This is a genomic window from Pseudotabrizicola alkalilacus (genome assembly GCF_003443995.1).
GTDB lineage: Bacteria > Pseudomonadota > Alphaproteobacteria > Rhodobacterales > Rhodobacteraceae > Pseudotabrizicola > Pseudotabrizicola alkalilacus.
Genome location: NZ_QWEY01000001.1, coordinates 601,561 through 625,812 on the forward strand (window position 1 = coordinate 601,561; position 24,252 = coordinate 625,812).

Consider the following 24,252-nt stretch of genomic DNA (forward strand, 5'->3'; position numbering starts at 1 on the left):
CTGCCTTATGACCCGAAGCCGCCAAAGCTGCGCGGGGCCGGGTCGATGATCACCACCTGATTGTTGCGGATCTGGGCGACGGCCAGACCGCGTTCGTTCTGACCATCAGAGCGCAGGCGGAAGATGCCGTTGACCCCGACAAAGCCCGCCGACTGGGTCAGTGCCTGCCCGGTCAGCGCATTGGAGCGGCCCTGTTTCAGCAGCGCGCCGATGGCGGCAATACCGTCATAGGCCAGTCCCGAGATCGGGTGCGGCGGCTCGCCAAAGGCGGTCTGATAACGCGACTGGTATTGTTGATAAAGCGCCGGATCAGGCAGGGCAAACCAGCCCCCCTGCACACCGGGCAGGGCCAGCGTGCCTTGCGGAATATCCCAACGGGTCAGGCCGATGAACTGGGTGACTGCCGGGCCAAGGCCGTTTTCGGACAGAAGCTGGCTGACCAGCGGCAATGCGCCTGCGGTATCGGCGGTCAGGAACACGGCATCGGCATTGTTGTCACGCGCCGCTGCGGCCAGACGCGGAGCGGCGGCAACCACGCCGTTTTGCGAGAACTCATACGAGCCGACCCCGACGACAGAGCCACCGGCGCGGGCGACGCCCTGCTCGATCGCGGCGCGGCCCAGCTGGCCTGCCGTGTTCTGTTCATGCACCACCATGATCCGGCGTTTGCCATTGCGCACGGCATAGCCGGCCAGACGGGTGGCGGTGTTGCCGAAGGTGGGGCCGAGGATGAAGACATTGCCCCCGGCAATATCCGGGTTGTTCGAGAAGGCCAGCACATTGATGCCGCGCGCGGCTGCGGCGCGGCCTGCGGCATTTGCCTCTTGCGCGAAGACCGGGCCGAGGATGATCTTGGCCCCGTCGTCGATGGCCTTTGTCGCCATGGCCTGCGCGGTGCCGGGCTGGCCTGCGGTGTTATAGACACGCAGGTCGATCCGGCTGTTGCCCAGATCGGAAATCGCCAGACGGGCGGCATTCTGCAAGGACCGCGCCAGCAGCTCGTCGCTGGCCTGACCAGAACCGGAGGGCACCAGCAGGGCCACGATGACCGGGGCGGACGAATCGACCGAAGGGCCGCCGGCTCCGGGGCCGGTGGCAGGTTGGCAGGCGGCAAGTGCAACGGCAGCCAAGGCGAAGGCCGCACGACCCAGCGACTTGCGGGCCCGGCTTATAACAGACAACATATGAACTTCCTCTTCCCGGACTGCGCAGCTCTGATGGCTGAACTTACGGGCTATGGCAGACGAAGTAAACTTGTCAGGACCCCCCGATGACAGCCGACAGACCAGATTCCCCTTCTGCCACCGCGCATATCGCAGCGCCGCGCGAGATTCCGCCGGGGCTGCATTTTGTGGCAACCCCGATCGGAGCGGCCCGTGATATCACCCTGCGGGCGCTGGACCTGCTGGCCGGGGCCGATGTGCTGGCCGCCGAAGACACCCGCAGCCTGCGGCATCTGATGGAAATTCATGGGGTTGCGCTGAAAGACCGGGCGCTGGTGCCCTATCATGAGCACAATGAGGCGCAGGCGTTGCCCCGGCTGATGCGGGCGCTGAGCGAAGGCAAATCGGTGGTCTATGCGTCAGAGGCCGGAACGCCGCTGATCTCTGACCCCGGATTCGGACTGGCCCGGGCGGCGATTGCCGAAGGCATGGCCGTTCTGGCCGCCCCCGGCGCCTCGGCCGTGCTCTGCGCGCTGACCGTGTCGGGTCTGCCCTCGGACCGGTTTTTGTTCGCGGGGTTCCCTCCGTCGGCCAAAACAGCAAGGCGCACATTTCTGAGCGAACTGGTGCGGGTCGGGGCGACGCTGATCCTGTATGAAAGCCCGAAACGCATTGGTGAAACATTAATGAATTGCGTGGAATACTTCGGTGAAGAGAGACAGGCGGTGGTATGCCGGGAATTGACCAAACGGTTTGAAGAGGTCACCCGCGGAACGCTGGCAGAACTGGCAGCAGCCTTTGACGGGCGTGAGGTTAAGGGTGAGATCGTCTTGCTGATCGACCGTGGGGCTGCAGTGCAGGCCGATGCGGAAACGGTAGAGGCAGCGCTGGACCGCGCGCTGGAAAGCATGTCGGTCAAGGATGCGGCAGCGGCGATTGCCGATGCTTATGGCCTGCCGCGGCGCGACGTGTATCAGCTTGCCCTGGCGCGGGGGCGATGAAGTTCGGAAGGACGTGGGATGAGCGGACGCAGAAGCTATTATGCAGGCATGGCGGCAGAGGAACAGGTGGCGCGGCTTTATGACCGCTCCGGGCGGTCGGTCATTGCACGCCGCTGGCGCGGACCGGGCGGTGAGATTGACCTGATTGCGCGCGACGGGGCGGAGGTGATTTTCATCGAGGTCAAGCAGGCGCGCAGCCACGCAGTGGCGTCAGAACGACTGACCGTGCGGCAGATGGAGCGGATCTATGCTTCGGCTGCGTGTTTTATCGGCGGGGAGCCGGCGGGTCAGAATACGCCGGTGCGGTTCGATGTGGCTTTGGTGGACGGGACGGGCCGGATCGAGGTGCTGGAGAACGCCTTCGCCGCCTGACGGTTTGCATCTTTCCCGGCTTTGCGCCAATGCTGGCGCGATCACGGAGGATTGCCCATGCCGCTTAAAGTTGCCCTGCAGATGGACCCGATCGGGTCGGTCAATATAAATGCCGACAGCACGTTCCGGATTGCGCTGGAAGCGCAGGCGCGTGGGCATGCGTTGTTTTATTACACGCCGGACCGCTTGGCCTTTGTCGAAGGCCGGGTGATGGCGCGGGGGTTCTGGATCGAGCTGCGGCGTGAGATCGGGAATCATGTGAGTTACGGGCCGGAGGTCGAGGTCGATCTGTCGGAGATGGATGTGGTCTGGCTGCGGCAGGACCCGCCGTTTGACATGGGCTATATCACGACAACGCATCTGCTGGAGATGATCCATCCGAAGACGCTGGTGGTGAATGATCCGTTCTGGGTGCGGAATTTTCCGGAAAAGTTGCTGGTGTTGCGGTTTCCCGATCTGACGCCTCCGACGGCAATTGCGCGGGATTTGCAGACGATCCGGGCGTTCAAGGCGCGGCATGGCGATATCATTCTGAAGCCTTTGTACGGCAATGGCGGGGCCGGGGTGTTCCGGCTGGACCCGAATGACCGCAATCTGGCCAGTCTGCATGAAATGTTCACCGGGATGAACCGGGAGCCGCTGATCGTGCAGAAATTCCTGCCGGCGGTTTCGGCCGGGGACAAACGGGTGATTCTGGTCGACGGGGAGCCGGTGGGGGCGATCAACCGGGTGCCGCAGGATGGTGAAACGCGGTCGAACATGCATGCCGGGGGGCGGCCGGAAAAGGTCGGGCTGACCGCGCGGGATCTGGAGATTTGCGCCCGGATCGGGCCGGTGTTGCGCGACAAAGGCCAGGTATTTGTGGGCATAGACGTGATCGGCGACTGGCTGACTGAAATCAATGTGACCTCGCCTACCGGGATTCAGGAGCTGGAGCGGTTTGACGGGACCAACGCAGCGGCGCGGATCTGGGAGGTTATCGAGGTCAAACGGGCGGGGTGATTGACTCGGCGGGGCGAATTTTCTGCGAAAATTCTGGGATCAGGTGACACATCGGTCGGCAGGGCGACGTAAATTTTCGCAGAAAATTTGTGCTGCGACGGGGCTATGATTTTGAGCCGACCGCAAAGCGGTAGCTGACCGCCTCCGCCACATGGGGGTGGCGCACGGCCGGTGAGGTGTCCAGATCGGCGATGGTGCGGGCAACGCGCAGCACCCGGTGATAGCCGCGCGCGGTCAGGCCCATGCGTTCGGCGACTCGCGCGATCAGGGCGCGGCCTTCGGCATCCGGGGTGGCGACCTCTTCCAGACGTCTGCCTTCCAGATCCGCGTTGACGCGGAGGCCTTCGTCCTGAGCGTAGCGCGTGGTTTGCAGCGCGCGGGCGCGGGACACGCGGGCGGCGATGCTGGCGGAGCTTTCCCCGGTCGCGGGAAGGTCAAGGTCGGCGTAGGCGACGGGGGGCACGTCGACGCGCAGATCGAACCGGTCCATCAGTGGCCCAGAGATCCGGCCCAGATAGTCGTCGCCGCACAAGGGCGCCTTGCCGCAGGCGCGGGCCGGGTCGGACAGATAGCCGCAGCGGCAGGGGTTGGCGGCGGCGAGCAGCAAAAACCGGCAGGGATAGCGGATATGGGCATTGGCGCGGGCCACCATCACCTCGCCGGTTTCGATCGGCTGGCGCAGGGTTTCCAGCACCTGCCGGGGGAATTCCGGAAACTCGTCCAGAAACAGCACCCCATTGTGCGCAAGGCTGATTTCGCCCGGCTTCGCGCCCTTTCCCCCGCCGACGATGGCGGCCATTGATGCTGTGTGATGCGGTTCGCGGAACGGGCGCTCGCGGGAGATGCCGCCTTCGGTCAACAGCCCGGCCAGCGAGTGAATCATCGAGGTTTCCAGCGCCTCGACCGCCGACAGCGGGGGCAGGATGCCGGGCAGCCGTGCCGCCAGCATGGATTTACCAGAGCCGGGCGTGCCCACCATCAGCATGTGATGGCGGCCTGCGGCGGCGATTTCCAGCGCGCGCTTGGCACGTTCCTGACCCTTGACCTCGGCGAGGTCACGGCCCCCCGTCCGGGGCAGCACCTCGCCTGCCTCGGCGGGCGGCAGCGGGCATTGGCCGGTATAGTGGCGCACCACCTCATCCAGTGAGGCGGCGGCGAGCACCTCTGTCGCGCCGACCCATGCGGCCTCGGCGCCGCAGGCGCGGGGACACAGCAGGGAGCGGTCGCTTTCGGCGGCGGCCATGGCGGCGGGCAGCGCGCCGATCACGGCGATCAGGCGGCCATCCAACGACAGCTCGCCCAGGGCGACGGTCGCCTCCACCTCGTCCTTGGGGATGATGTCGATGGCGGCGAGCAGCGCCAGTGCGATGGGCAGGTCAAAATGCGACCCCTCTTTCGGCAGGTCGGCGGGGGAGAGGTTGACGGTGATCTTCTTGGTCGGCAGCGCGATCGACATCGAACTCAGCGCCGCGCGCACCCGTTCCTTGGCCTCGGACACCGCTTTGTCCGGCAGGCCGACGATGGAAAAGCCGGGCATGCCGGGCGAGACGGCGCATTGCACTTCGACCAGACGCGCCTCCACCCCTTCAAACGCGACTGTATAGGCTTTGGCGACCATCATTCACCCCGATCCCGTAGCAAAGGGTTAACGGGACGGGGTTAGCGAATGGTTAACGCCGTCTGTCCCGCGATGCGGGCTAAAGCAGGGCCATGAACTTTGGCCATGCCTCGGCGTCAGCCACGGTCTTGTCGCGGCAGAACGCGTTGCAAAAGCCGAAGCGGCGGCCGCGAAGCTCCAGCACATGGGTGACGGGCTTGCCGGAATAGGGGCAGGCGCTGTTTTCCGAGGCGGTGCCGTCGACCGCGCGGGCGGGCAGGGGCGTGGGGCCGGGCCAGGACCGTGTCGGGTAATCACGGCGGTAAAAATCCTGATCTGCGCCGTCGACCAGCCCCATCGCACGCCATTGGCGGAAGCTGGGATGCGCGAGCTGGGCCTGCACGTACTGCATCGCACGCGGGCTGACCGGCAGGTTATAGGTGGCGATTCGGCTGGCGACGGGGGCAAAGAACACATCGGCGGCGGAATATTCACCGCAGAGCCAATGGGGTGATCCGGTCTGGTCCCATGCCCAATCCCAGATCGTTTCCAGCCGTTTCAGGTCATCCAGCACGGCTTGCGGCGGGTTGCAATCGGTATAGCTGAGCCGCAGGTTCATCGGGCAATGGCTGCGCAGCGCGGTGAAGCCTGCGTGCATTTCTGCCGCCAGCACACGGGCGATGGCGCGGGGCTTTGGATCGGTCGGCCAGATCCCGGCATCGGGGTGGCGGGAGGCGAGTTCTTCGGCAATCGCCAGACTTTCCGGCATCACCACGCCGTCGGGCGTGCGGATGGTGGGGGCAGTGCGGGCGGGGTGGAATTGCTTGAGCAGCGTGGGCAGCTCATCGGTGTAAAGCCGCGCCTTGTGCAATTTGTACGGGATGCCGAAGGCGTCGAACAAGAGCCAGCCGCGCAGGCTCCAGCTGGAATAGGCGCGGTCGCCGATCACGAGGTCATAGGGGATGGTCATCTGGCGGCTCCTCGGCTCTGGTTTGCGCCAGCTAAGGCCAGAGCACAGGTCATGGAAAGTGATGATTTTTGCGGGTGGTCATCACGGAATGTGATTGATGCGCAGGGCCTGCCAGCCCGTAGAGGTTTTGTGCAATTCGGTGACCGACAGGTTGTCGATCTTGTGCTGAAATACATCCTGCGCGGTGAGGCCAAGGCGGCATTGCAGTGCTGCAAGGATCGCGCCGAAGTGGCAGACCACGATGGTCTCACCGGGCAGCCGGTCGAGGGCGGCGGTGATGCGGGCGGTGATATCGTGCCAGCCCTCGCCGCCGGGGGCGCGGATCGTGCCCGGCGTTTCCCAGAAGGCGCGGATATGGGCGGGATCTGCCGCCTCGGCCTGCGCGAAGGTCTGCATTTCCCACGTGCCGAAGTGCAACTCGCGCAAGGACGCATCATGCGGCAGGCGGGTGCGGGAGGGCAGGGTGAGCGCGTCGGCGGTGGTGACGGCGCGAGACAGGTCGGAGGAGATCAGGGCGGCATTCTGCGGCAAATGGGCGGAAAGCCGGGTGATGGCGGCGGTGTCGGACAGATCGGCGGGCAGATCGGTCCAGCCGACCATGACCTTGGCATGGGTCGGGCCGTGGCGGACGAGGTGCAGGCGGGTCATAGTGCGCCCTCGGGCAAGGTGCCCTTGAGCGCGAAGGGCAGGCCGGCCATGACGCCGATGACCAGCCCGGCACGGGCGGCGACCATCTGGTTCAGCCGGCCCTGCGCGTCCCGGAATTGCCGGGCGAGCGCATTTTCGGGAACAATACCCCAGCCCACCTCGTTGGAGACAACAACGACAGGCGCGGGGCTGGTGGCGAGCGTGTCCACAAGGTCTTCGCTGGCGCGGCGCAGGTCGTGTCCTGCCAGCAGCATGTTGGACAGCCAGAGTGTTGCGCAATCGAGCAGGATCGCCCCGGCGGGGTCGCAGGCTTTGAGCGCGGTGGCGATGTCGGTGGGGGCCTCGATCGTGGTCCAGTCCGGGCCACGGTCTGTCAGGTGCTGGGCAATCCGGGCGCGCATCTCGGCGTCAAAGGCTTGGGCGGTGGCGATGTAGGTGCGGGGGCGGTGGGCGGCGGTGACCAGCCTCTCGGCCAGCCGCGATTTGCCGGAACGCGCGCCGCCGACCACGAGCGTTAGCGCGGGAAGCGAAAAAGTCGATGGGGAAAGTGATCCGGTCGCGGTCACGCTGCGTAGAACCTTTCAAAAGCGACTGTCTTTCCGAACGATTGTTGCGGTTCGGCTGGCGGGCGCTGGTGGCGAAAAACTGGGGGTACAAAGATGGCACTGGACGGATATAGCGACCAAACCATGTCCCGCCAAGCAATGCGGGCCGAATTGCTGGATGCCGAGACCGAGCTGAAGCTGGCCTATGCCTGGCGCGACCAACGCGACGAGAAGGCCCTGCACCGGCTGATCACGGCCTATATGCGGCTGGCGATTTCGATGGCGTCAAAGTTCCGCCGCTATGGCGCACCGATGCCGGACCTGATTCAAGAGGCATCGCTGGGCTTGATGAAGGCGGCGGACAAGTTTGACCCGGATCGTGGCGTGCGGTTTTCGACCTATGCGGTGTGGTGGATCAAGGCCAGCATTCAGGATTACGTGATGCGCAACTGGTCGATGGTGCGCACGGGGTCGACCTCCAGCCAGAAGGCGCTGTTTTTCAACCTGCGCCGGGTCCAGGCCAAGCTGGAGCGCGAGGCGTCGCAGCGCGGCGAAAAGCTGGACCAGTTCCAGCTGCGCCAGATGGTGGCAACCGAGGTGGGGGTGCCGCTGGCCGATGTCGAGATGATGGAGGGGCGGCTGTCGGGATCGGATTTCTCGCTTAACGCCACGCAGTCGAGTGACGAGGACGGGCGCGAATGGATTGACGCGCTGGAAGACGACACTGCGGGCGCGGCAGAGCAGGTGGAACTGTCGCATGACGCCGAGTGCCTGCGCGGCTGGCTGGTGACGGCGATGCAGGCGCTGAACCCACGCGAGCGGTTCATCGTGGCCGAGCGCAAGCTGCGCGACGAGCCGCGCACTCTGGAATCGCTGGGCGAAGAGCTGGGGCTGAGCAAGGAGCGGGTGCGGCAGCTGGAGGCGGCGGCCTTTGGCAAGATGCGGCGCAACCTTGAAACCCAGTCGCGGGAAGTGCATCACTTTCTTTTATGAGAAACCTGATCCTGACCATGAGCCTTGCCGGCGCCTTCGTGATGGGGGCCGCCGGTTTTGGTGCTGCAATGGCCGCGCAGATCGCGGCAGAGGGGCTGGACAGCTTGCCGCCCGCCGATGTGGTGGTGCTGGGCGAGGTGCATGACAACCCCGCGCACCACTTCAATCAGGCGCGGGCGGTGTTTGCGCTGACCCCGAAGGCGGTGGTCTGGGAGCAGCTGTCTGCGGACGCGGCGGCGCGTGTGCCGGTGGATCTGGGCGATATGGCGGCGGTGGCGCGGGCGCTGGGCTGGGACCAGAGCGGCTGGCCTGATTTTGAGATGTACTATCCGATCTTTGTCGCCGCCCGCGACGCGCGCCATTACGGGGCCGAGGTGCCGCGTGATCTGGCGCGGCGGTCGGTTTCCGAAGGCGCTTTGGCGGTGATGCCGGATGGCCCCGGTCTGGCACGGGCGCTGCCGGAGTCAGAGCAGGCCGCGCGCGAGGCGGAACAGAGGACGGCGCATTGCGATGCGCTGCCTGCGGACCTGCTGCCGGGCATGGTGCAGGCGCAGCGCCTGCGCGACGCCTATCTGGCGCAGGCCGTGTTGCAGGCGCTGGACGAGGTGGGGCCGCCGGTGGCGGTGATCACCGGATCGGGCCATGCCCGCACTGACTGGGGCGTGCCAGCGGTGCTGGCCGATGCAGCACCCGGCCTGTCGGTGCTGTCGGTCGGGCAGATGGAGGGCGAGGCCCCGGCAGAGGCGCCGTTTGATCTGTGGCTGGTGACGGAAGCGGTGGAACGTGAAGACCCCTGTGCGGTGTTTCGCTGAGCACTGCAAGGCGGCGATACCGAATTTACAGACGACTATGTCGCGGATAGCCTGACCCCCTTCTCCCACAGAGGAAATTGTCATGCGCAGCATCGGTGCCTTGGTCTTTCCCGGCTTTGAACTGCTAGACCTGTTCGGACCGATGGAGATGTTCGGGTTGTTGGACAGTGAATTTTCTCTGTCACTGGTGTCCGAGACGGGTGGCGCCGTGGCAAGTGGGCAGGGGCCTTCTGCCTTTGCTGACCGGACGTTGGATGAGGGCATCGAGTATGACATTTTGTTTGTGCCGGGTGGACGTGGAACGCGACGCGAGATTGGCAATGCGCGTCTGCTGGACTGGATTGCACAAAGCTCGGCGCGGGCGGAGTATACGCTGAGCGTCTGCACCGGCAGTGCCTTGCTTGCAAAGGCGGGGGTGCTGGACGGGCGGTCTGCCACGACCAACAAGGCCGCCTTTGGCTGGGTTGCGCAGCAAGGACCGGGGGTGAACTGGGTGCGCGAGGCAAGGTGGGTTGAGGATGGCCGGTTCATCACCTCCTCCGGTGTATCAGCGGGGATGGATATGGCGCTGGGCGCGATTGCGCTGATGCATGGGGTGGAGACGGCCGAAAAGGTCGCGGGCTGGGGCGAGTATTTTTGGAACAAGGATCGCAGCCATTACCCGTTTGCCAAAGCGCGTGGGCTGGTGTGACCGTACCGGCACCTTCCATGGCTGACGGGGTGTTGCCTTTGGCAGGCGTTGCGCCCTAACGTCCGGGGACAAACAGGGGGCGTGACATGCTGGCCGGAAAACGGGTGCTGTTGATCATTGGCGGCGGAATTGCGGCCTATAAGTCGTTGGAACTGATCCGGCTTTTGCAAAAGGCGGGCGCCTCGGTGGTGCCGGTGCTGACGCGGGCCGGGGCCGAGTTTGTGACACCGCTGAGCGTGTCGGCGCTGTCCGGCCACAAGGTTTATCAGGAGTTGTTCGATCTGACCGATGAGGCAGAGATGGGGCATATCCAGCTGTCCCGCGCCGCTGACCTGTTGGTGGTGGCCCCGGCAACGGCGGATCTGATGGCGAAAATGGCGGGCGGGCGGGCCGATGATCTGGCCTCGACCCTGCTGCTTGCGACCGACAAGCGGGTGCTGGTGGCCCCGGCGATGAATGTGCGGATGTGGGGGCACCCGGCCACGCAGCGCAATCTGGCGCAGTTGCGCAGTGACGGGGTGCTGATGGTCGGCCCGAATGAGGGCGAGATGGCCTGCGGCGAGTATGGTCCGGGGCGGATGGCCGAGCCGGTGGAGATTGTGGCGGCTATTGGTGCGGCGCTGGGCGGTGGGCCGCTGGCGGGGCGGCATGTGTTGGTGACCTCCGGCCCGACGCATGAGCCGATTGATCCGGTGCGCTATATCGCCAACCGCTCGTCGGGCGCGCAGGGCACGGCGATTGCGGCGGCCTTGCGCGATCTGGGCGCACGGGTGACGTTTGTGACCGGGCCAGCCTCGGTGCCCGTGCCGTGCGGCGTGGAAGTGGTGCGGGTCGAGACGGCGGCGCAGATGCTGGCGGCGGTGCAGGCAGCCTTGCCCGCCGATGCGGCGGTGATGGCGGCGGCGGTGGCCGATTGGCGGGTGGCCAATGCGGGCGCGCAGAAGATGAAGAAGGACGGCGCGGGACAGGCCCCGCGACTGGAGTTTGCCGAGAACGCCGATATTCTGGCAACCGTCTCGCAGGGGGCGATGCGCCCGCGTCTGGTGGTGGGTTTTGCCGCCGAGACGGAATCCGTGGTCGAGCATGCAACCGCCAAGCGGCTGCGCAAAGGTTGTGATTGGATCGTTGCCAATGATGTCTCGCCCGGCACCGGCATCATGGGCGGGGCCGAGAATGCGGTGACGGTGATCTCTGATGCCGGGGCCGAGGTCTGGCCGCGCATGACCAAGGAGGCTGTGGCGCGGCGGTTGGCGGAAAAGATTGCGGAGGCGTTGCAATGACCCCAGTGGTGAAGATCGTGTTTGAAGACTGGGCGGACCGGGATTTGCCCTTGCCCGCCTATGAAACAGCGGGCGCTGCGGGGGCCGACATCCGCGCCAATCTGCCGCCGGAGATGCGGGCGACGGGGTTCACGCTTGCGCCGATGCAGCGGGCGATCTGCCCGACCGGCATAAGGGTGGAGATTCCGCTGGGGTTCGAGATGCAGGTCCGGCCGCGCTCGGGGTTGGCCACAAAATCGGGGATCACCCTGCCCAACACGCCGGGCACGATTGACAGCGATTATCGCGGGCCGCTGGGGGTGGCGCTGATCAACCTGTCGGATCAGCCCTATACGATCCAGCATGGCGACCGCGTGGCACAGATGATCGTGGCCCCGGTGGTGCAGGCCGCGTTTGCGGTGGTCGAGGCTTTGGGCGACACCAAACGCGGCGCGGGTGGGTTCGGCTCGACCGGGCGGTCATGATCGGACAATTGGCATGATCGGCATATTGGGCTTTGTGGCGGTGTTTGCGGGCGGGCGCTGGCTGGGCTGGGCTGCGCGATGGGTCTGGCTGCTGGCATGGGGCTGGCTTTTGGTGCTGCTGCTGGCGCATGCGCCCTACATGCCGCCGGAGCTGGGCGCGTTTGTCGGCGGCGAGTTTCGCGGCTGGTTCGTGCTGGGGGTGCTGGCGGCGCTGGCGCTGGCCTATCGCACAGGCTTGCGTCGGCTGCAGGGCCGGGTGGCGCCCGTGGTGGCGGAGGCCAGGCCGGGGGCGTTCTCGGCGGTGGAGCTGGACCGCTACGCCCGCCACATCCTGCTGCGCGAGATCGGCGGGCCGGGGCAAAAGCGCCTGAAGGCGGCAAAGGTGCTGGTGGTGGGGGCAGGCGGGCTTGGCTCGCCTGCGCTGTTGTATCTGGCGGCGAGTGGCGTGGGCGTGATCGGGGTGATTGACGGTGACGCGGTCGAGGGATCCAACCTGCAACGCCAGATCATCCATACCGATGCGCGGATCGGGATGCCCAAGGTGTTTTCGGCAGACGTGGCCATGAAGGCGCTGAACCCGTTCATCGAGGTGCGGCCCTATCACCGGCAGCTGGAAGAGGGGTTCGCGGCAGAGCTGGTGGCAGAGTATGATCTGGTGCTGGATGGCACCGACAATTTCGACACCCGCTATCTGGTGAACCGGGTCTGTGCGGCGGCAGGCAAACCACTGATTTCGGCCGCCATCACCCAATGGGAGGGCCAGATCAGCCTGTATGATCCCACGCACGGCGGCCCCTGTTTCGAATGCGTCTTTCCGGTGCGCCCGGCGCCGGGGATGGTGCCGACCTGCGCCGAGGCCGGGGTGGCCGCGCCCTTGCCCGGCGTGATCGGCGCGATGATGGCGATGGAGGCGGTCAAGCACCTGACCGGCGCAGGGCAGGGTCTGCGCGGGCGGCTGATGATCCACGACGCGCTTTATGCCGAAACACGGGTGATCGGGGTGAAGCGGCGCGCGGGCTGCGCGGCCTGCGGCGGGGGGTAGCAGAGCGCAGCCAAGCGTGTGGTCTACGGCCTCAGCAGCATCGGAAGGATCAGACCCCACCGGGTTTCCTGAGCGGGCCCAGAGGGTTCGAAACCCAGTTTCTTATAGGCTGCAATCGCCTGTGCGTTGTCTGGATGCGGATCGGTCGCGATCACCGGCGCGCCCGCATCGAACAGAGCCTGCAGCCTTGTGCGGATAAATGCTGGTCCGTGGCCAACACCGATCATGTCCGGGTCACCGATAAATTGGTCAATTCCCCGCGCACCCTTGGGCAGATGGGCGAAATGGTGGTTTTCCCAGCCATGCACGCTGTAGTCCTGCATGAAGCCAAAGGGGCGTGCGTCATAGGAGACGATCCAGCGTGCCACGCGGGGATCGGCCAGATCCGCCGCAGTATAAGGCTCCTGTGCCCCCCACCATTTTTGGACATGCGGGCTTGATTGCCATGCCATCAGCAGATCAAGGTCACCCAGCGCCACCTTGCGAAAGCTGTATGGATTGGCTGTCATCATGCAAAAAGGTTAGCAGATCGGCCAAAGGTTGGAAGATGCGCTTGACGCCTGACTGCCGCCTTTGTCCTCGCGGGTCTTCCCGGTGCGCGCAGCAGGCTGCGCTTTGTGGCTTTGAGTATTTGGAAAGCAGCAAAGCCCGTGTGCGCGCGTAAACCTTTGCGCGGGCGCTGTGCATTGCACCTTTCTGAAATTACTCCCCGCGCGGCGCGCGTCCGACCTTTGGTGAGCGTGCCACTTCAGGCCTTGCGCGGCATCAATCCGGCCAAGGCCCGGCTGACGGTGCCGGAGGTCGAGGGGCGCTCGACCGCGACAAAGGGCATCGGGCGGCACAGGTCGATGGCGGCGAGACCGACGCGGGCGGTGAGTGCGCCATTGACCACGCCCTCGCCAAAGCGGCGCGAGAGTTTTGACAGAACGCCGCCCCCGGCGACCGAGCCGATCAGGTCATCGGTCAATGCCAGCGCCCCCGCCGCCAGCAGCGAGGCGAACACCCGGCGCAACAGGCCCCATGACCCCAGCGCGCCGGAGCGACCGCCGTAGATTTCGGCGATGCGGCGGATCATGCGCAGGTTGGCGACAAGGGCGGTGGCCACATCGGCCAGCGCCAGCGGCACCAGTGCCGTGACCATGGCGACCTGCCGCGCCGCCGCCTCGACCTCGGCCCGGGCGCGGGCGTCGAGCGGGGGGAGCAGTTCGGCCTCGGCCAGCGACAGCAGCGCGTCGGCGTCGAGCACTTCGGCCTCGCGCTCGGCCAGCCGGGCGCGGCCCCAGGCGGTATCAGGGCGGGCGGCGTAGAGGCTGACCAGCGATGCCACGGTGCGGCGGGCGGATTTGAGATCAGCAGTCTGGCGCGCGGTGATGGCGTCGCGGCGCAGGTGGTCAAGCCGCATGAGCCGCATATAGGCCGACCATTCGCGGCCCGCCAGCAGTACGGCGGCCAGCAAGGCGAGCACCAGAAGCACGCCCGCGACCCAGCCCAGCAGCGCATTGCGGGCAAACAGGCCGGTCACAAAATCATAACCCGCGACCGAGAGCGCAAAGGTGAAGAACGCGCTAAACGCCCAGAGCGCAAAGCGCGCCAGCTTTGATCGTGGCGCACGGATGCGGGCGGCCAGCTGCATCGCCTGACCTTGCGGCAGGTCATCCGGCACCGGCGCGGCGCTGGAGGGGTCAACCTCATCTTCAAGTTCGAGGATCAGCGGCTTGCGGGGCGGCGGGGGCAGGTCGGTCACAGCCGGTCTCCGATCAGGAATTCGGCGGCCCGGTCCAGCCGGATATGCGGCGGCCCCTCGCCGGGTTTGAGGGTCATGCGGGCGGGGGCAAAGCCCATCAGCGAGAAATCGGCATCCAGCCAGCGCTCCGCGCCTTCGCGGGCGGGGGCGAGGATGCGCGCGGGGTCGGTCGGCAGATCGCCCGCATACATCGCGGCCTGTTTGCCGGTGGAGATCAGCCGCCCGCGCACCAGATCCAGTGGCGCACCATCGCGCTGCACGGAGTCTTCGACCGTGGCGCGCAAGCTGGCCAGCGACAGCGCCATGGTGCGCGCGCCGGAAAAATCGGCGCGGCGGCGGGCGTCTGACAGCAACGCCTCGGTGATCGCTGTCAGGGCCGGGTGCTGGTGGTGGTGCAGGTGGTCGGCCTTGGTCGCGGCGAACAGAATCTTTTCCACCCGCTTGCCACCCAGAATGCGGCTGAGCCAGCCGTTCGCGCCGGGGCGGAAGGCGGTGAGGATCTCGGCCATGGTGCGGCGCAGGTCTTCGACCGCACGCGGACCGGCATGAACCGCGCCCAGCACATCCATCAACACCACCTGCCGGTCGATGCGCGAGAAATGATCGCGGAAGAAGGGTTTGACCACCTTGGCCTTATAGGCCTCATACCGCCGTTCCATTTCACGCCACAGGCTGCCGCGCGGGGTGCTGGCGGGTTGGGGCAGGGGGGCAAAGGTCAGGACGGGAGAGCCGGCCAGCTCACCCGGCAGCAGGAACCGCCCCGGCGTCAGGTCAGACCAGCCCTTGCCGCGCGCGGCCTGCAGATAGGCGGTGAAGGCGGCGGCGAGCCCTTGGGCGCGCGGCTCGTCCAGCGCAAGCGACCCATCTTCGGCGCGGGCCTGCGCCATGAAATCGGCCGCCTCGGGCCGTTTGGCGATGCGGGTCAGCGTCTCTTCGGCCCAGCGGCTATAGTCTTTGTCGAGCAGTGACAGATCCAGCAGCCATTCGCCGGGGTAATCCACAATATCAAGGTGCAGCCGGGTGTTGCCGGTCAGCCCCAGAAAGCCCGAGGGCCGCAGCCGGAACGAGAGCCGCAGCTCCGACACCGCGCGGGTCGATTGCGGCCAGCGAGGATCGCTGCCCATCAGGTCGGTCAGGTGGGACTCAAAGTCAAAGCGCGGCAGGGTCAGGTCGGGTTGGGGTTGCAGCAGAACGGTCTCGATCCGGCCCTGACTGTGCGCCACCAGTTGCGGCATCCGGCCCCGGTCCAGCAGATTGGCGACCAGCGCGGTGATAAACACGGTCTTGCCCGCCCCCGACAGGCCGGTGACGCCGAGTCGCAGGGGCGGGTCAAACAGATCGGTCACCGAACCCGCGAGGCCATCGAGGCTGCGGGAGATGCCATGAGTCAGGGAGGACAGAACCAATTGAGCAATTCCTTGTGCATGGCCCAACATAGGCATGCACATCCGCGCTGGGTAGGGGGAAACCCCGGACAAGACACGCAAGCCCTGATGGCTTGCACCTTTCTGAAATACTCCCGCGCGGAGCGCTTCCGCAGTCGGCCGCCTGCGCCGGGCTTGCAGTGGGGGGCAAATCGGGTAAGGAACAGCCATGCCACGTTTTGCGCTGAAAATCGACTATGACGGTGGCCCGTTTCAGGGCTGGCAACGGCAGGCCGCCGGGCAGCCTTCGGTGCAGGCCGCGGTGGAGGCGGCGCTGTCGCGATTGCAGCCGGGGCCGCATACGATTGCCGCCGCCGGGCGCACGGATGCGGGCGTGCATGGCACCGGGCAGGTGGCGACGGTGGATCTGGTGCGTGAGTGGGAGCCGTTCCGGCTGTCCGAGGCGCTGAACTGGCATCTGAAGCCGGCGCCGGTGGCGATCATTGACGCCGCTCGCGTACCGGACGATTTCCACGCGCGGTTTTCGGCGACCGAGCGGCGCTATCTGTTCCGGCTGGTGGCGCGGCGCGCGCCGGTCACGCATGACCGGGGCCGGGTCTGGCAGGTGCTGAACCCGGTGGATACGGCGGCGATGCGGGCGGGGGCGGCGCATCTGATCGGGCATCACGATTTCACCACCTTCCGGTCCTCGATCTGTCAGGCCCATTCGCCGATGAAGACTCTGGATGAGATTTCCATTTCCGAGCATGCTTATGCCGGGGGCGTGGAGTATCGCTTTTCCCTGCGCGCCCGCAGTTTCCTGCACAATCAGGTGCGGTCGATCGTCGGCACGCTGGAACGGGTCGGGGCGGGGACGTGGGCACCGGAGGATGTAAAGACGGCGCTGGAGGCGCGCAACCGCGCCGCCTGTGGCCCGGTCTGTCCGCCGCAGGGGCTGTATCTGACCGGGGTGGGCTATCCGGTGGATCCCTTTGCTTGAACCTGTCGCCTGACGGGTTAGGGTCTGCCCCAAAGCTGGGAGGCAGAGATGACAAAACCAAAGCTGTTTATCGCGCGCAAACTGCGCGACGTGGTCGAGGCGCGGGCGGCGCGGGATTACGCGGTGATTCTGAACCCCGAGGACCGGCTGTTTTCGCCCGCCGAGCTGATTGCGATGTGCCGGGAGGTGGATGCGGTGCTGCCCTGCCATTCGGAGCGGTTCAGTGCCGATGTGATTGCCGCGCTGGGGCCAAGGCTGAAGATCATCGCCAATCATTCGGTGGGCACCGATCACGTCGATCTGGCGGCGGCAAAGGCGGCGGGGATCGTGGTGACCAACACGCCGGATGTGCTGTCGGATGCCACGGCCGAGATTGCCATGCTGTGCATGCTGAGGGCCGCACGGCGCGGGGCCGAGGGCGATGCGATGATCCGGGCGGGCAAGTGGGATTTCTGGTCGCCTGCGTTCATGGTCGGGCGGCAGGTGACGGGCAAGCGCTTTGGCGTGCTGGGCATGGGCCGGGTGGGGCAGGTCACGGCAGAGCGCGCGCGTGGCTTTGGCATGGAGGTGCATTACCACAACCGCCGTCGCTTGCCCGATCATCTGGAAAAGGGCGCGGTCTTTCATGACACGCTGGAGGGGCTGCTGGCGGTGTCGGATGTGCTGAGCCTGCATTGCCCCTCGACCCCGCAGAATGCCGGGATCATCAACGCGCGTACCCTGGCGCTGCTGCCGGAGCGGGCGGTGCTGGTGAACACGGCGCGGGGCGGGCTGGTGGATGAGGCGGCGCTGGTTGGGGCGCTGACCACGGGCCGGTTGTTTGCGGCGGGCCTCGATGTGTTTCAGACCGAGCCGGGGGGCAACACGGCGCTGGCAGCGTTGCCGAACGTGTTCCTGCTGCCGCATATCGGCTCGGCAACCGAAGAGACCCGCGATGCGATGGGATTTCGGGCACTGGACAATCTGGACGCGTTTTTTGCCGGACGGGAGCCAGGTGACAGGGTGGCCTAAAAGGGGGGGCTATACCGATGATTGGGTAGACGTGGTAAAACAAACTTACCAGTGCTTGCTTTTCGCGCCCCCTGCATTAGACTTTCCGCAGATAACAGGTCGCGAGGAGCGGCCATAATCGTCTGGGAGGACACCATATGACTGATACCCGCGACACCGGGCTTTCCCGTCGTTCGTTCCTGCGCAAGGGTGCGCTGGGCGGATCTGCTGCCGCCGCAGCCTCGGTGCTGGCCGCTCCGGCCGTTCTGGCGCAGGCACCGATTGTGATGAAAATGCAGACCTCGTGGCCTGCATCTGACATCTGGATGGATTTCGCCCGCGAATATGTAACCCGCGTTGAAGAAATGTCGGGTGGCCGGCTGAAGATCGACCTGCTGCCCGCAGGCGCGATTGTCGGCGCGTTTCAGGTTATGGATGCCGTGCATGACGGCGTGATCGACGCGACCCACACCGTGCCGGTGTACTGGTACGGCAAGCACAAGGCGGCATCGTTCTTTGGCACGGGTCCGGTGTTCGGCGGCTCGGCTTCGACCATGCTGGGCTGGTTCTATCAGGGCGGCGGCGCGGAGTTTTACCGTGAGCTGACGCAGGATGTGCTGGGTCTGAACGTGGTCGGCTATATGGGCATGCCGATGCCCGCGCAGCCGTTTGGCTGGTTCAAGGGTGAAGTGAACACCGTCGCCGACATTCAGGGCTTCAAGTATCGCACCGTGGGTCTGGCGGCAGACCTTTTGCAAGCGATGGGCATGTCGGTGGCACAGCTGCCGGGTGGCGAGATCGTGCCCGCGATGGAGCGTGGCGTGATCGACGCGTTCGAGTTCAACAACCCGTCATCCGACCGCCGCTTCGGCGCACAGGATGTGGCCAAGAACTATTATCTGTCGTCCTATCATCAGGCGTCGGAAGCGTTTGAATTCACCTTCAACAAGGATTTCCTGGAAGATCTGGACCCGGATCTGCAGGCGATCCTGAAATATGGTGTCGAGGCTTCGGCCACATCGAACCTTGCGCTGGCCATGCGTGAATATTCCAAGGATCTGGCAGAGCTGCAGGCCGACAATGGCGTGATCGTTCACCGCACCTCGAAAGAGATCCTTGAGGCGCAGCTGGGGGCCTGGGATACGCTGATTGCCGATCTGGAAGGCGATGCCTTCAACAAGAAGGTGATGGACAGCCAGCGCGAGTGGGTGGAAAAGGTCGCCTATTACGAGCTGATGAACGCGCCGGATCTGGGGCTGGCTTACGAGCATTACTTCCCCGGCAAGCTGAAACTGTAATCTGATCCGGGGGCGCGTGAACCGCGCCCCCGTTTCTTCTGCGCCGTGATCCTTGCTGCGGGCTGATCTGCCTGCATGACCGCTTGAACGGAGTTTCCCACATGCTCGGGTATATTCGATTTGCTGATCGGCTTTCGGCCTGGTTCGGCAAGACCTTTGGCTGGCTGGTCATCCTGATGACCTTTGGCATGGCTTATGAGGTGATGGTGCGTTACGCGTTCAACCGGCCGACGCCCTGGGCGCTGGACCTGAGTTTCATCATGTATGGCACGGTGTTCATGATGGGCGGGGCCTATACGCTGTCGCGTGGCGGGCATGTGCGCGGGGATTTCCTGTACCGGACATGGCGACCGCAGACGCAGGCGCTGGTCGATCTGGTGCTCTATGTCCTGTTCTTCTTTCCCGGCATTCTGGCGCTGGTGTTTACCGGCTGGAAATACTCTTCCCGGTCGTGGGGGTATGCCGAAGTGTCGGTCAACAGCCCGGCAGGGATTCCGATCTATCAGTTCAAATCGGTGATCGTGGCGGCAGGTATCCTGCTGCTGATCCAAGGGCTGGCGCAGGTGTTCCGCTGCATCATCTGCATGCGGAGCGGCATCTGGCTGGAGGCTGAGGAAGATGTCGAAGAGACCGAGAAACTGCTGATCAAACAGGCCGCCGAGGCCGCTGCCGACGCTGCCGCCAAAGCCCAAAGGTAATCGGCCCAACCGCCGCCCCATTCCCGGAGTTCGCACACGTGACCGACCCGCAAATCGCCCTCATGATGCTGGGCATCTTCATTGCCTTTGTCTTTCTGGGTTTTCCGATTGCCTTTACGCTGATGGCGCTGGGCATTGCCTTTGGCTATTACGCCTATTTTGACCCCAGCCGGATGTGGCGGGCGTTCAACCGTCTGGGAGAGGACGCAAGCTGGTGGGACAGCACGAGTCTGTGGATCGAGGGGTTCTATAACAACCGGATCTTCGATCTGTTCGTGAACCAGACTTATACGGTGATCTCGAATGAGGTGCTGACCGCGATCCCGCTGTTCCTGTTCATGGGCTATATCGTCGAACGCGCCAATATCGTTGACAAGCTGTTCGGCACATTGGCGATTGCCACCCGCAACATTCCCGGCTCGATGGGCGTGGCGGCACTGCTGACGTGCGCGCTGTTTGCGACGGCGACGGGGATTGTGGGTGCGGTGGTCACGCTGATGGGGCTGCTGGCGCTGCCGCAGATGCTGAAAGCGCGCTATGACCATTCCTTTGCCACCGGCATCATCTGCGCGGGCGGCACGCTGGGCATTCTGATTCCGCCGTCGATCATGCTGATCGTCTATGCGGCGTCATCGGGCGTGTCGATTGTGCGGCTCTATGCGGCGGCGTTGCTGCCGGGCTTTACGCTGGTGGGATTGTATCTGGTCTATATCGTCGGCCGGTCGATCCTGAATCCGAAACTTGCGCCAAAACCGACCAAAGAAGAAATGCCTGAGGTGCCGATGGCCCGGCTGGCATGGATGTTGCTGACCAGTTTCTTTCCGCTGGCATTCCTGATCTTTGCGGTGCTGGGCTCGATCCTGTTCGGGCTGGCGACACCGACCGAGGCCGCGTCGATTGGCGCGCTGGGCGGCATGGTGCTTGCGGTGGGTTATCGCGCCATGACCTTTGACCGGTTGCGCGAGAGTGTTTATCTGACCGTGCGCACCACGGCGATGGTGTGCTGGCTGTTCGTCGGGTCTTACACCTTCTCGGCGGTGTTCAGCTATCTGGGCGGCGAGCATGTGATTGCCGATTTCGTCATGGGTCTGGATCTGACGCCGATCCAGTTCCTGATTCTGGCGCAGGTGATCATTTTCCTGCTGGGCTGGCCGCTGGAATGGTCCGAGATCATCATCATCTTTGTGCCGATCTTCCTGCCGTTGCTGCCCTTGTTCGGGATTGATCCGCTGTTCTTTGGCGTGCTGGTGGCGCTGAACCTGCAGACCTCGTTCCTGACTCCGCCGATGGCGATGAGTGCGTATTATCTGAAGGGCATCGCGCCGCCGCAGATCAAGCTGACCGAGATTTTCGCGGGCGTGCTGCCCTATTGCGGGATGGTGATCATCTGCATGGCGCTGCTCTATGCCTTCCCGCAGATCGTGTTCAGCCTGCCGGAGGCATTCTATGGGCCGGGCCGATAAAGTGGTGGATCTGACCGGCTTTGGCGCGTTGGTGTTGCGCGACCGTCTGGCATCTGGCGCGTTGCGCGCGGTCGAGGTGGTCGAGGCTTACCTTGCCCGCATTGCTGTGGTGGAGCCGCAGGTGCAGGCCTGGGCCTGGCTGGATGGCGACTATGCCCTTGAACAAGCGCGCGCCCTGGATGCGCGACGGCAGGCAGGGCGGCCCATCGGGCCGCTGCACGGGGTGCCGGTGGCGTTGAAGGACATCATCGACACCAAGGGCATTCCCACAGCGAACGGGCTGGCGGTGGATGCGGGCCGGGTGCCGGGCGAGGATGCATGGATCGTGGCGCGGCTGCGCGCGGCGGGGGCGATCATTCTGGGCAAGACGGTGACGACCGAGGGCGCCTATATGCACCCCGGCAAGACCCGCAACCCGCACAACGCCGCGCATACGCCGGGCGGGTCATCGCAGGGGTCGGCGGCGGCGGTGGCGGCGGGCATGGTGCCGCTGGCCATCGGCACGCAGACCGGTGGATCGGTGATCCGGCCTGCGGCCTATTGCGGGGTGGTGGGGGTGAAGCCCAGCTTTGGGCTGATCCCGCGCACGGGGATTTTGCCGCAATCGCCGTTTCTGGATACAGTGGGGGTGTTTGCCCGCTCGGTCGAGGATGCGGCTTTGCTGGTCGAGGTGTTGACCGGCCATGACCCGGCGGACAGCGCGACCGAAGCCGTGCCGGTGCCGCGTTTGCTGGATGTGACCCTGGCAAAGGTGCCGGTCACGCCGATGTTTGCCTTTGTCCGCCCGCCCGGATGGCAGGAGGCCGATCCGCAGATGCGGGCGGCGGTGGAAGAAGTGGCGGCGCTCTTGGGCGAGCAGTGCTTTGAGGCCGATCTGCCGGGGCTGGCCGAGGTGGCGGCGATCCGGCAGCGGATCAACTTTGCCGAGATGGCCAAGTGCTATTACGGGATCGAGCGGCGCGGGCGCGATCAGATGTCTGAGGTTTTGCGTGCCGCGATGGATGAGGGCAAGGCGGTGCTGGCGCGCGATTATCTGGCGGCGCTGGACTGGCGCGCGCTGTTGAACGCGACGCTGCACCCGGTGTTTGAGCGCTGTGACGCCATCCTGTGCCCGGCTGCCCCCGGCCCCGCGCCCGAGGGGCTGGCCTTTACCGGATCGGCGATCTTTAATGGGTTGTGGACTTTGGCCGGCGTGCCTGCGGTGACGGTGCCGTTGTTCTGGTCGGACAGCGGCTTGCCGATGGGGTTGCAGCTGGTGGGACGGCGTGGCGATGACGCGCGGCTGCTGCGCACCGCGCGTTGGCTGATGGCGCATGTGGAAATGCAGGCAAAAGGGGGCGCAAGCCAATGAACAATGTGATGGCGCTTTTTGCGTTTGCGGTGTTGCTGGGGTTTCTGGGGATCCTGCTGTGGCATGTCCCGCGCTGGGATCTGATCGGGGTGGTCAGCGTGACGGTGGCGCTGGCCGGATGGGATCTGATCACCAACCTGCGCAAGAGCGGTTAGCCCCGCGCGTCCGGCGGTGACGCTGGACGCGCGTAATGTCAGCTCTGCGGGCGCTCGGCCCAGCCGGCAAAGATGCGCTCCAGCACCAGCACGGCGTAATACAGCAGGATGCCGAGGGCGGCGAGGGCGATCAGAACCGCAAACATCAGCGGGTAGTCGCCATTGGTTTCGCCCGATTTGAACAGCGCGCCAAGGCCGCGGCCATGGGGGGCCACGATCTCCACCAGATTGGTGCCGATAAAGGCCAGCGTGACCGAGACCTTCAGCGCGCCGAAGAATTCGGGCAGGGTTTTGGGCAGGGCGATCTTGCGAAAGATCGTGAGGCGCGATGCGCCAAGGCTGCGCAGGATGTCGCGGTATTCGGGTTCCAGAGTGGACAGGCCGATGCCGACCGACACCGCAATCGGGAAAAAGCTGATCAGAAACGCCATCAGCACGGTGTTGAAATCATGCTGGCCGATGAAGATCAGAGAGATCACCGGCACCAGCGTCGCCTTTGGGATCGCATTGAAGCCGACCAGCAGCGGGTAAAGCCCGTCACGGGCGATGCGCGAAAAGCCCATGATCATGCCGACGAGGGTGCCGAACAGCACTGCAAGGCCAAGACCGACAACGGTGCGCCACAGGGTTTGCCAGCCCATTTCCAGAAACAGCCAGCGGAATTTCCAGAACGCGGGCGGCAGGTCGGAAGGCGACGCCATCTTGTAATTGGGCCAGTCGTTGACCCAGACCAGCGCCTCCCATGCCCAGAGAAACAGGAGGACGGCCAGAATTGGCACGACGATTTTCTGCAGGGTTTCCATCAGTGCATCTCCCCGTCGCGGCCCTGGGCAATGCGGATCTGGTCGCGCAAGGTGTGCAGCATGTCCTGCGCCTTTGGCTGATAGAGGATGTCGAGCGTGCGGTCGGCGGGCAGGTCTACGTTCAACACCATCTGGGTGCGGGCGGGGCGGCCCGACAGCACAAACACCTGATCGCCCAGAAAGACGCTTTCGCGCAGGTCATGGGTGATCAGCACGCAGGTAAAGGGTTCAGCCGCGCGCAGATCACGCATGGTCTGCCACAGGTCTTCGCGGGTGAAATTGTCCAGCGCACCAAAGGGTTCGTCCATGATCAGCACATCGGGTTTATGCACGATGGCGCGGCACAGGCTGGCCCGTTGGCGCATGCCGCCCGACAATTCGCTGGGGCGTTTGGAGTCGAAGCCTTTCAGCCCGACCATTTCCAGCAGGTGCAAAGCACGCGCCTCACGCTCGGCCTGCGGCATACGGGGGGCGACGATTTCCAGCGGCAAGATCACGTTTTCAAGGATCGTGCGCCATTCCAGCAGGACCGGGTTCTGAAACGCCATACCCACGGTCTTGCGGGGGCTGGTGACGCGCTCGCCATGTAGCCAGACCTCACCCTGATCCGGTTTCATCAGCCCGGCAACAAGACGGGTGAGCGTGGATTTACCGCAGCCCGAAGGGCCGACAACGGCGGCAAATTCGCCTTCTGGCACGGCGATGTTCAGATTGTCCAGCACCGGCAGAGGACCGGATTTGGTACGATAGGCGTGGGTGACGCCTTTGATCTCGATGAGGTTTGCCATGAGGTGCGCCGCCCGTTT

General features: G+C 65.0%; 26 protein-coding genes. 16 read left to right on the top strand and 10 right to left on the bottom strand.

The features are described 5' to 3' along the window. Positions 1-5: 5 nt before the first annotated feature. Positions 6-1,184, bottom strand: a complete 1,179-nt coding sequence (locus D1012_RS02945; protein WP_118149808.1) for a penicillin-binding protein activator — start codon at positions 1,182-1,184, stop codon at positions 6-8. Between the two features lie 86 nt (positions 1,185-1,270). On the opposite strand from D1012_RS02945, the gene rsmI reads away from it, so the two are divergent. From rsmI to gshB, 3 genes are read left to right on the top strand one after another with little or no spacing between them, the layout of a single operon-like run. Continuing rightward, positions 1,271-2,164 (top strand): 16S rRNA (cytidine(1402)-2'-O)-methyltransferase, encoded by an 894-nt coding sequence (rsmI, locus tag D1012_RS02950; protein ID WP_118149809.1) that lies wholly within the window; start codon positions 1,271-1,273, stop codon positions 2,162-2,164. An 18-nt stretch (positions 2,165-2,182) separates the two neighbouring features. Beyond that, positions 2,183-2,536, top strand: a complete 354-nt coding sequence (locus tag D1012_RS02955; RefSeq protein ID WP_118149810.1) for a YraN family protein — start codon at positions 2,183-2,185, stop codon at positions 2,534-2,536. A 57-nt stretch (positions 2,537-2,593) separates the two neighbouring features. After that, positions 2,594-3,538 (top strand): glutathione synthase, encoded by a 945-nt coding sequence (gshB, locus tag D1012_RS02960; protein ID WP_118149811.1) that lies wholly within the window; start codon positions 2,594-2,596, stop codon positions 3,536-3,538. A 103-nt stretch (positions 3,539-3,641) separates the two neighbouring features. Here the strand turns inward: gshB and D1012_RS02965 are convergent, their stop codons facing one another. The 4 genes from D1012_RS02965 to cobU form a co-directional block, all read right to left on the bottom strand. After that, a complete protein-coding gene (locus D1012_RS02965; RefSeq protein WP_118150049.1) occupies positions 3,642-5,156 on the bottom strand; it encodes a YifB family Mg chelatase-like AAA ATPase in 1,515 nt (504 codons plus the stop codon). 79 nt (positions 5,157-5,235) lie between these two features. Then, positions 5,236-6,099 (bottom strand): glutathione S-transferase, encoded by an 864-nt coding sequence (locus D1012_RS02970; RefSeq protein ID WP_118150050.1) that lies wholly within the window; start codon positions 6,097-6,099, stop codon positions 5,236-5,238. A gap of 87 nt (positions 6,100-6,186) precedes the next feature. Beyond that, positions 6,187-6,753, bottom strand: a complete 567-nt coding sequence (locus tag D1012_RS02975; protein WP_118149812.1) for a histidine phosphatase family protein — start codon at positions 6,751-6,753, stop codon at positions 6,187-6,189. Next, the gene (gene cobU / locus D1012_RS02980; protein WP_118149813.1) at positions 6,750-7,319 is read right to left on the bottom strand and encodes a bifunctional adenosylcobinamide kinase/adenosylcobinamide-phosphate guanylyltransferase; all 570 of its coding nucleotides are present in this window, start codon (positions 7,317-7,319) and stop codon (positions 6,750-6,752) included. The genes D1012_RS02975 and cobU overlap by 4 nt, the downstream gene beginning before the upstream one ends. A 93-nt stretch (positions 7,320-7,412) precedes the next feature. On the opposite strand from cobU, the gene D1012_RS02985 reads away from it, so the two are divergent. The 6 genes from D1012_RS02985 (at position 7,413) to D1012_RS03010 (ending at position 12,580) form a co-directional block, all read left to right on the top strand. Beyond that, positions 7,413-8,291 (top strand): RNA polymerase factor sigma-32, encoded by an 879-nt coding sequence (locus D1012_RS02985; protein WP_118149814.1) that lies wholly within the window; start codon positions 7,413-7,415, stop codon positions 8,289-8,291. Then, positions 8,288-9,103 (top strand): ChaN family lipoprotein, encoded by an 816-nt coding sequence (locus D1012_RS02990; protein WP_118149815.1) that lies wholly within the window; start codon positions 8,288-8,290, stop codon positions 9,101-9,103. The genes D1012_RS02985 and D1012_RS02990 overlap by 4 nt, the downstream gene beginning before the upstream one ends. A gap of 82 nt (positions 9,104-9,185) precedes the next feature. Next, a complete protein-coding gene (locus tag D1012_RS02995; protein ID WP_118149816.1) occupies positions 9,186-9,794 on the top strand; it encodes a DJ-1/PfpI family protein in 609 nt (202 codons plus the stop codon). 86 nt (positions 9,795-9,880) lie between these two features. Further along, positions 9,881-11,074 (top strand): bifunctional phosphopantothenoylcysteine decarboxylase/phosphopantothenate--cysteine ligase CoaBC, encoded by a 1,194-nt coding sequence (coaBC, locus tag D1012_RS03000; protein ID WP_118149817.1) that lies wholly within the window; start codon positions 9,881-9,883, stop codon positions 11,072-11,074. Beyond that, positions 11,071-11,538 carry a dUTP diphosphatase gene (dut, locus tag D1012_RS03005; RefSeq protein ID WP_118149818.1) on the top strand — a complete coding sequence of 156 codons (468 nt, stop codon included), beginning with the start codon at positions 11,071-11,073 and terminating at the stop codon, positions 11,536-11,538. Before coaBC ends, dut begins: the two co-directional genes overlap by 4 nt. 13 nt (positions 11,539-11,551) lie before the next feature. Continuing rightward, a complete protein-coding gene (locus tag D1012_RS03010; RefSeq protein ID WP_118149819.1) occupies positions 11,552-12,580 on the top strand; it encodes a HesA/MoeB/ThiF family protein in 1,029 nt (342 codons plus the stop codon). A 23-nt stretch (positions 12,581-12,603) separates the two neighbouring features. On the opposite strand, the gene D1012_RS03015 is transcribed toward D1012_RS03010, so the two are convergent. The 3 genes from D1012_RS03015 to D1012_RS03025 all read right to left on the bottom strand — a co-directional run bounded on the left by D1012_RS03015 (position 12,604) and on the right by D1012_RS03025 (position 15,730). Beyond that, positions 12,604-13,089 carry a GNAT family N-acetyltransferase gene (locus D1012_RS03015; RefSeq protein ID WP_199489428.1) on the bottom strand — a complete coding sequence of 162 codons (486 nt, stop codon included), beginning with the start codon at positions 13,087-13,089 and terminating at the stop codon, positions 12,604-12,606. A gap of 239 nt (positions 13,090-13,328) precedes the next feature. Then, entirely contained in the window at positions 13,329-14,324 is a 996-nt protein-coding gene (locus tag D1012_RS03020; RefSeq protein WP_118149821.1) for a YcjF family protein, read from the bottom strand. Further along, a complete protein-coding gene (locus D1012_RS03025; protein ID WP_199489429.1) occupies positions 14,321-15,730 on the bottom strand; it encodes a YcjX family GTP-binding protein in 1,410 nt (469 codons plus the stop codon). The genes D1012_RS03020 and D1012_RS03025 overlap by 4 nt, the downstream gene beginning before the upstream one ends. 187 nt (positions 15,731-15,917) lie before the next feature. On the opposite strand from D1012_RS03025, the gene truA reads away from it, so the two are divergent. From truA to D1012_RS22780, 7 genes are all read left to right on the top strand, one after another. Then, on the top strand, positions 15,918-16,688 hold the full coding sequence (gene truA / locus D1012_RS03030; RefSeq protein ID WP_118149823.1) for a tRNA pseudouridine(38-40) synthase TruA: 771 nt from the start codon (positions 15,918-15,920) through the stop codon (positions 16,686-16,688). Positions 16,689-16,736: 48 nt separating this feature from the next. After that, positions 16,737-17,699: a 2-hydroxyacid dehydrogenase gene (locus D1012_RS03035; protein ID WP_118149824.1), complete on the top strand. Its 963-nt coding sequence runs from the start codon at positions 16,737-16,739 to the stop codon at positions 17,697-17,699. A gap of 137 nt (positions 17,700-17,836) precedes the next feature. Next, a complete protein-coding gene (locus D1012_RS03040; RefSeq protein WP_118149825.1) occupies positions 17,837-18,976 on the top strand; it encodes a TRAP transporter substrate-binding protein in 1,140 nt (379 codons plus the stop codon). 101 nt (positions 18,977-19,077) lie between these two features. Further along, complete coding sequence (locus D1012_RS03045) at positions 19,078-19,674, top strand: TRAP transporter small permease subunit (protein ID WP_118149826.1); 597 nt, start codon at positions 19,078-19,080, stop codon at positions 19,672-19,674. Between the two features lie 38 nt (positions 19,675-19,712). After that, complete coding sequence (locus D1012_RS03050) at positions 19,713-21,137, top strand: TRAP transporter large permease (protein WP_118149827.1); 1,425 nt, start codon at positions 19,713-19,715, stop codon at positions 21,135-21,137. After that, entirely contained in the window at positions 21,121-22,488 is a 1,368-nt protein-coding gene (locus D1012_RS03055) for an amidase (RefSeq protein ID WP_118149828.1), read from the top strand. Before D1012_RS03050 ends, D1012_RS03055 begins: the two co-directional genes overlap by 17 nt. Continuing rightward, a complete protein-coding gene (locus D1012_RS22780; protein ID WP_147335617.1) occupies positions 22,485-22,643 on the top strand; it encodes a DUF4175 domain-containing protein in 159 nt (52 codons plus the stop codon). The genes D1012_RS03055 and D1012_RS22780 overlap by 4 nt, the downstream gene beginning before the upstream one ends. 38 nt (positions 22,644-22,681) lie before the next feature. On the opposite strand, the gene D1012_RS03060 is transcribed toward D1012_RS22780, so the two are convergent. After that, positions 22,682-23,446, bottom strand: coding sequence for an ABC transporter permease (locus tag D1012_RS03060; protein WP_118149829.1), 765 nt, complete (start codon positions 23,444-23,446; stop codon positions 22,682-22,684). Further along, positions 23,446-24,234, bottom strand: a complete 789-nt coding sequence (locus D1012_RS03065) for an ABC transporter ATP-binding protein (protein WP_118149830.1) — start codon at positions 24,232-24,234, stop codon at positions 23,446-23,448. The genes D1012_RS03060 and D1012_RS03065 overlap by 1 nt, the downstream gene beginning before the upstream one ends. Between the last annotated feature and the right edge of the window lie 18 nt (positions 24,235-24,252).